This window comes from Kitasatospora sp. UYEF31, assembly GCF_057291755.1.
Genome location: NZ_JBXAWK010000113.1, coordinates 1 through 7,913, shown reverse-complemented (window position 1 = coordinate 7,913; position 7,913 = coordinate 1). Strand labels below are relative to the sequence as shown.

The following is a 7,913-nucleotide window of genomic DNA, read 5'->3' as shown; positions in this document are numbered from 1 at the left end:
CGCTTTCGACGATCTGAAGACCCCGGCCCGGCGGGCGACGTGGTCACGCTTCCGCGAGCACGCCGCGCGGGTGGAGGAACTGGACCTGCTGGGGGTTACGAGGTGTTACGGCCGGAGGCCGCCCCCCGGGGGGCGGCCTCCGGCCGTAACACCTCGTAACCCCAGTTGGGGATCGCCGACCCGTCGTGTCTGTCGGATTATCCGGAGCGGTTGCCGACCCAGCACGAGCACGCTCGGGAGATCCGGTCCCTGCTCAAGGTGAGGGACTTTGAGGATGGCGAGCTGGAGCTGCGGCAGCACATCGCGGGGCGGGTCTGGGTATCTAGCGAGGGGCCGCGGGCGCTGTTCGACCGCGGTGTGACGTGGCTGCGGCGCAACCGGTGTCTGCTGCCCGGCGTCACCCAGCTGGCTTCCCTGGTCGCGGAGGTCCGCACCGCGGAACAGGCCCTGATCTATTCGGTGGTCGATTCGCCGGTCACCGCGGATCTGCGGCGTGACCTGATGGGACTGCTGGTGGTGCCCGAGGGGGATGCGGTCTCGGTGCTGGAGCGGTGGCGGACGGTGCCGCGCGAGGTCAGCGGACGGGGGCAGAAGGGCGCGTTGGAGCGGGCGCGGGATGTGCGCGGGCTCGGGGCCGGCGGGCTGGACCTGTGGCGGGTGCCGCCGGTGAAGCTGGCGGAGCTGGCCCGCTTCGGAGTGAGCACCCACGCCCCTCGGCTGCGGCGGCTGGTGGAGCCGCGCCGCACCGCGACGGTGCTGGCCACGGTGCGGCACCTGGAGAACGCTTCGGTGGACGACGCGCTCACCTTGTTCGAGGTGCTGATGTCCACCAAGCTGCTGGCCCGCGCGGCGCGCGCGGATGACAAGGCGAAGCTCAAGACGATGCCGAGGTTGCGCAAGGCGGCGGCGACGGTGGCGTGCGCGGTCACGGTGCTGATGGACACCCCGGTGGAGGAGCTGGATCCGGCGGTGCCGGTGAGTGTGGCGCAGGCGTGGGAGCGGATCGAGAAGGTCGTCACCCGCGAGGACCTGGTCAAGGCCCTGGCCGACCTGGCCGAGGTGCTGCCCGAGGGCACCGACGAGGACGCGGAGACCGCCTGGCGCAAGCAGCTTCTCGACCGGTACGCCACCGTGCGGGGCTTTACCTCGTTGCTGGCCGACGTCGTGCCCTGGGGTGCGACCCGGGCCGGGGTCGCGGTGGTGGAGGCCCTGCGGGAGCTGCCGAAGGTGCAGGCCCGGCGCAAGCCCGGACCCGAGCACATCGACGCCGGCCTGCTGAGCGACGGGACGTGGCGGCGCATGGTGCTCGGCAATCCGCTGCTGGCGGTGAACGGCCTGATCGACAAGCACGCCTGGACGTTCTGCGTCTTGGACGCGCTGCTGACCGCGCTCAAACGCCGGGACGTCTTCGCGGTGGGCGGCGATGTCTGGGGCGACCCCAGAGCGCGGCTGCTGTCCGGTCCGGCCTGGGCTGTCACCCGGCCCAAGGTGCTGACCGCGCTGGAGCTGCCCGGCACCGCCGAAGAGCATCTGGGCGAGCTGGAAGTGCTGCTGGACGAGATGTACCGGCACGTCGCGGAGAACCTGCCCGACAACGCGGCCGTCGACATCGTGGACGGGAAGATCCGCCTGGACCGCCTGGACGCCGACCCGCTGCCGGCGGGCTACCAGGTGGTCCACGACGCGGTCCAGGCGATGATGCCCCGCGTGGACTACCCCGAACTGCTGCTGGAGGTCCACGCAAAGACCGGGATGTACGACGCGATCGAGCACGTCAGCGGCCAGGTCGCCCGCCCTGCGGACCTGGACCTGACGCTGACCGCGCTCCTGGTCCACAAGTCGACGAACATCGGGATGGAGCCGGTGATCAAGCCGGGGGAGCGGGCGCTGACCCGTGGCCGGCTGACAGCTGCGGACCACGGGTACTTCCACCTGCCCGGACTGCGTTCCGCTTCGGGGCTGCTGGTCGGCGCGCAGTCTGGGATCGGCATCACCGGGGACTGGGGCGGTGGGCACGTCGCGTCGGCCGACGGGATGCGCTTCACCGTGCCGGTGCGCTCGATCCACACCAGGCCCAATCCGAAATATTTCTCGACCGGGCGCGGAATGACCTGGTTGAACGTGGTTTCTGACCGTTTCATGGGGCTTGGCGGGATTGTCATGCCGGGCACGCTGCGTGATTCGCTGGGCATCCTGGACGCGGTCTTCAACCTGGACGGACCGGTCCGCCCGGAGATGGTCATCACCGATACCGGATCAGTGAGCGACCTGGTGTTCGGGCTGTTCGCGATCTGCGGCTACCAGTTCTCCCCGCGTATCGCGGATATCTCTGACGCCCGCTTGTGGCGCTTTGATCTGTCGGCCGACTACGGGCTGCTGGAGCCGGTCTCGCGCCAGCGAATCCAGGTGGCCAGGGTGCGCGACCACTGGGAAGACATGCTCCGCGTGGCCGGCTCCCTGACCACCGGCACCGTGCGCGCCTACGACCTGCTGCGGATGATGAACAACGGTGACCGGATGACCGGCCTGGGGGACGCGTTCGCCGCCTACGGACGGATCTTCAAGACCCTCCATCTGCTGCAGTTCATCGATTCCGAGGTGTACCGCAGGATGATCGGCGTGCAGCTGAACATCGGCGAGGGCCGCCACGCGCTGGGCCGCGCGATGTTCTTCGGCCGCCTGGGCGAGATCCGCCACGCCTACCGGGACGGGATGGAGAACCAGCTCGGCGCGCTGGGCATGGCGATCAACGCCGTCGTTTTCTGTTATCTGGGGCGGCCGGAGGCCGTCCGCTACGCAGCATGAGTGATCTTTAGAGCGTGTCTTGCCGCTCTCGCAGAAGGACTATCCGGGGTGCGTACGTTACGGGATGTGACGACCGTAGTTGATCTCTCGGGGTTCCGTACCCAGCGCCTCACGCTTCGCGGCGGCGAGCGGACGTGGACCGTGCTGGGCTGCGACCACCAGGTGGTGGGGCCGGCGGAAGAGTACCTGGAGTACCTGCGGGTGCAGAAGGCGTCCCCGAACACGGTGAAGTCCTATGCCCGCGCGCTGGCGCTGTGGTGGCAGTACCTGGACGCCTTCTCCTTGGTCTGGGACGCGGTGACGCTGGAGGACTTCGGGTCGTTCTTGACCTGGCTACGGACCGGAGAGGACCCGCAGGTCACGGCACTGACCCCGGGGAAGGCCCGGTTCGCGGAGTCGACCGTCTCGGTGCGGCTGCGTGCGGTGCTGTCCTGCTACGAGTTCCACCAGCTCAACGGCGTCGACGTCGGCCGGGACCTGCACCGCCTGGTGCACGGGGGCGGTGGCCGCTACAAGCCGATACTGGAGCACATCGCGCGCCGCAAGGGCCGCCGCCAGTCCGTCATCCGGGTACGCCAGAGCCGCCCGGCCGCGCCACCGGTGCTGACGCCCCGGCAGATCGACCGGATCTGCGACACCTGCGCGGTCTGGGATCCAGGGTCGGGTGAATGGCGGGGATCGCTGCGTGACCGGCTCCTGTGGGACCTGCTGGCCGGGACCGGGCTGCGGCTCGGTGAGGCGCTCGGACTGCGGCACCGCGACTGGCACACCGGCCGCGGCGAGACCCCGTTCATCGAGGTCGTCCCGAGAGAGCATCCGCACGGGGTGCGCGCGAAGGGCGGCGGCTACCGCAAGCTCTACATCTCCGATGAACTGGACCGCCTCTACGGCGAGTACCTGTGGCAGCTGTGCGACGCCGGGGCTGACCTGGCGGTTGCCGACCTCGACGACTGGTACGTCTTCGTCAACCTCGAACGTGAACCGCGGTTCGCCCCGTGGAAGCCCGACAGCGTCTACGACCTGGTCGACCGGCTCCACCGGCAGCTGGTCGGGCAGGTCCCGGCGGGTTGGACGCCCCACTGGTTCCGGCACAGCCACGCCACCGCACTGTTGCTGTCCGGCGTGCCGATACATGTGGTCAGCCGCAGGCTCGGGCACGCGGACGTGCAGACCACGATAAACACGTACGCCCACGTCACCGAGGACGCCGAGCTGCGAGCCGTGGCCGACTGGACAAAGCTCACCGCCGGCTGGCGGGCCGCGACGGACGCCGCACTGATCGGACCGTGCTGATGAGCGCCAATCCGCTGCTGGAGGACATGCGCGACACCTCCGGCTACTTCCAGGCAGGAGTTCTTACGACCATGTGGGACGCGGTCCCGCAGCGCTTCCGGACGGTCGAGCTGGCCTCGGACGCTCTGGCCCCCGCCGACCTCGCCGCCTTTTTGCTCAGCACGCACCAGCGAAGCTTCCGGCTCCGCTTCGGGCAACTGCCCACTCCCATGGACCGCGAGATGGCCTGGTGCTGCTGGCGCATCGTCGAACTGGGCGGCCGGGTCCCCGTCGGAGCGCTGGGGTCACTGCTCGGCTGGCTCGCCAAGATGGTGGAGGACCATCCGGAGCTTCGCGGCTCGCTGATGGACCACACGCCGCGCGAGTGGGAACGGGCCTTGGCCTCGGCGTTCGTCCGGCACAACGCCCGCCTGCCCGGCAAGGGATGGCTGCTGAACACCACGGCACTCTTGCGCCGCTGCTTTCAGATGCTGTGGACCGCCTACGACCAGCGGCCCTGGTGGCAGCGCGAGGTGTGGGACCCGGGGCTGGATCCGCGCATCCCGCGGCGGACCCATGAACCACAGGGCGACCACAGCTTGTACTTCCACCGCATCCAGCCGCTCTGGCTGCGGCAGGGCGTCCAGTGGTATCTCCGGGTTTCCCTGGAGACCGGCGATCTGGTTTGGACCACAGCCCGCGCCCGCCGGTCCGGACTGCAGGTCTTCGCCGACTGGATCGCCGACCAGCGGCCTGTCCCGCCGCCGGGGCTGCGCGATGACCCCGCCGGGGTGCGGGTGTTCATGCTGGATTTCCTCAGCCACGTCCGCGCCCAGATCGCTCGCGCAGGACCGAACCGGGGCAAGCCGCTGTCGCCGCTACGCGTGAACGACATCGTCACCGACGTCGAGAAGTTCTACGCGTTCATGGCCGACAACCGCGAGGCAGCCGCCCTGACGCTGGACGAACCGGGCTGGCTGGGCCTTGGCCCCTACCACGCCATCTTGTGGCGGCGCGGGGAGAAGGGCCGGCCCACGGTCCAGCCCGAGCGCTGGGAGATTATCGATGACACGGCCTTGTCCCAGATCATGGCCAACCTGCACCTGCTCGGTGCCCCGGTGGAGGAAGGCGGATTCGACGACGAGCAGCTCATGCGGATCATGATGCTGCAGGTCCGCATCGGTCGGCGCATCAGCGAGGTCCGCATGCTCGACCGCGATCCACTGCTCGCGCTGGACCAGCTGACCCGACCTGCTGAGGAGGCGGTCGACGACGGCGCCTTCACAGCCAAACTGCGCTACCAGCAGACGAAGATCGACCAGGCGCCGGACACCATCTTCGTCGACGCGGAGATCACCGCCATCATCGCCGGGCAGCAGCAGTGGGCCGACACCCGTCTGGGGCCCCGCTGGGCTGTGGGCGTCGCCCCCAAATACCTGTTCCTGGCGCACAGGATGAACCGCAACGCAGACAAGCCCTATCCCTTCGAACGCGTCCAGCAGACGCTCTCCGAGTTCGCCCGCCGACTCGACATCCGCGACAGCGCCGGTCGGCTGGTGGACTTCAACCGCACCCACCGGTTCCGGCACACGAAGGCCACCAGCCTGCTCAACGCTGGCGTGCCGCTGCACGTCGTCCAGCGGTACTTCGGCCACCTGTCTCCGGCCATGGTTATGCATTACGCGCAGACCCTCGCCGAGACTCACGAGCGCGAGTTCCTGCGCTACCGGAAGATCACCGCCGATGCCCGGGAGCTGTCCACCGACCCGCGCGACCTCTACGACATGCTGGAGCTGGACAAGCGCACCGACCGGATCCTGCCCAACGGTTTGTGCCTGCTGCCGCCCCGTCAGGTGTGCGCGAAGGGCAACGCCTGCCTGACCTGCGACAAGTTCGCCACCGACGCCACCTTCCTGCCCGAACTCACTACCCAGAGGGACCGCACCGACCAGCTCATCGAGGAACGGCAGCGGGCCTTCACCGTCCGGACCGGCCAGCCGATGAGCCCGGACAACGTCTGGCTCGCCGGACGCCGCCAAGAGCAGGACGCCCTGGGCCGCATCATCCTCAAACTCGAAGCGACCCGGCTCGCCGACGAACCCCAGGCCGTCCGCGGCGCCGGTGTCGGCGCCCGCACCGACGCCATCACCCGCAGCCAGGAAGGGCGCTGACCCGCATGCGCGGCAACCCCGACAACCTCCGCCAGGCCGCCGCCCGCAAGAGCGCTGCCGCAAAGGCCAGGGCCGAGCAGGGCCTGCGCGACATGATCCGCCGTCGGCAGCCCATCACCTTCCGCGGTCTCGCCCAGACCGCCGACGTCTCGCTGGACTTCCTCTACCGGTGCACCGAGATCCGCCAGCGCGTCGAACAACTCCGCACCCAGCAGCAGAACAACCCGCCCCGGCCAGCCGCGCAGCCGCCCGACGACTCGCCCAGCAGCGTCGTGCGCACCCTCACCAACCAGCTCGCCGAACTTAAGCAGCGGCACCGCGACGAAGTCCACACCCTGCGGCAGGCACTGGAGACCGCTCAGAGCGAGAACCTCGAACTGCGACGCCGCGTCGGCCCCCTGGTGAACCGGCAGACCGCTCATGGACCGGCCGGAGGGACTGCATGAGACTGCGTCGTGAAACCCGGATTCTCAAGGCGAAGGCGCACGCCTCCTTCACTCACGCTGTTACCGCCTTCAACACGCCACAGCTCAACGGCGGCAGAACCACCATCGTGCTCATGTCCACGCAGCACGCCTTCGAGATACTGCTCAAGGCCGCTCTGGTCCAACACCGCGTCGAGGTCTTCGACCACAAGGACCGGACGAGCATCGGGTTCGACAAGTGCGTCAACCTCAGCGGAGAGAAACTCCGGGTCTCTGCTGACGAGGCGGGCACGCTCCGCGCGATCTGCGCGCTCCGCGATGCAGAGCAACACTGGTACTGCGTGGTGTCTGAAGGGATCCTCTACATCCACATGCGAGCGGCCGTCACCTTGTTCGACGAGCTCCTCCAGCGCGCCTTCTGCGAGCGCCTCGCGGATCACCTGCCTGACCGTGTCCTGCCGATCTCAACCCAGCCTCCTCGCGACTTTCAGACACTCGTCGACGAGGAGTACTCCCAGGTCCACCAATTGCTGCAACCCGGCAAGCGCCACGGCGCCGAAGCCCGCGGACGCATCCGCACCCTCCTCGCGCTGCAGGCCCACACGGTAGGAGACCTCCGAGTCACCGAGCGCGACGTCGACAGCGCCGAGCAGGCCATCAAGGACGGCACCACGCGAGTCGACCTGCTGCCGAACCTCGCCACCGTCGGGACACAGGTCAGCGGGGCAGGCATCAACGTGACAGTGCACTTCTCCAAAACCGCAGGCGCCCCCGTCCGATGGGCAGCGGACGGCGAACCGGCAGCCGCCGTGAAGACGGAGGACCTGTGGAAGAAGTACCACTGGAGCAGGTCCAAGCTCGCGGACAAGCTCGGCCTCAGCTGGCCCCGTGCGGCAGCGTTGCGCTGGAAGCTCAACATTGACGCGGACGATGCCTGCCACAAGCAGTGGGAACAGGGAAAGACGGTCATCGATCGTTTCTCGGACAACGCCTATCAGCGAATGAACAACGCAATGAAGTCAGCAGACTTCAGCATCGACGAGATCTACAAGGAATACCGGGAGAGGCCCAAGAGCGCGTGATCGCCGATCGCCTCGGCTTCACTCTCGGACGCGACTGCAAGTGATCTACCTGCACAAACAGCGCCGGTTCACTCGATTGCCCCGGATACTTGGTGGAATTCCCTCTACATGGACGCCGCCGTCGGGGAGTTGGAGGCCGGCGGGCTGACCGTCTCCCC

The 7,913-nt window shown here is 68.5% G+C and carries 5 protein-coding genes; all 5 read left to right on the top strand.

Going from position 1 to position 7,913, the window contains the following annotated elements:
- The first annotated feature begins 165 nt into the window (after positions 1-165).
- The 5 genes from AC0Z36_RS29005 (at position 166) to AC0Z36_RS28985 (ending at position 7,755) form a co-directional block, all read left to right on the top strand.
- Entirely contained in the window at positions 166-2,805 is a 2,640-nt protein-coding gene (locus AC0Z36_RS29005; protein WP_485466057.1) for a Tn3 family transposase, read from the top strand.
- A gap of 66 nt (positions 2,806-2,871) precedes the next feature.
- Positions 2,872-4,098 (top strand): tyrosine-type recombinase/integrase, encoded by a 1,227-nt coding sequence (locus AC0Z36_RS29000; protein ID WP_485466056.1) that lies wholly within the window; start codon positions 2,872-2,874, stop codon positions 4,096-4,098.
- Positions 4,098-6,248, top strand: coding sequence for a tyrosine-type recombinase/integrase (locus AC0Z36_RS28995; RefSeq protein ID WP_485466055.1), 2,151 nt, complete (start codon positions 4,098-4,100; stop codon positions 6,246-6,248). The genes AC0Z36_RS29000 and AC0Z36_RS28995 overlap by 1 nt, the downstream gene beginning before the upstream one ends.
- Before the next feature lie 5 nt (positions 6,249-6,253).
- Complete coding sequence (locus AC0Z36_RS28990; protein ID WP_485466054.1) at positions 6,254-6,694, top strand: DUF6262 family protein; 441 nt, start codon at positions 6,254-6,256, stop codon at positions 6,692-6,694.
- Entirely contained in the window at positions 6,691-7,755 is a 1,065-nt protein-coding gene (locus tag AC0Z36_RS28985) for a DUF3644 domain-containing protein (RefSeq protein WP_485466053.1), read from the top strand. The genes AC0Z36_RS28990 and AC0Z36_RS28985 overlap by 4 nt, the downstream gene beginning before the upstream one ends.
- Positions 7,756-7,913 lie beyond the last annotated feature (158 nt).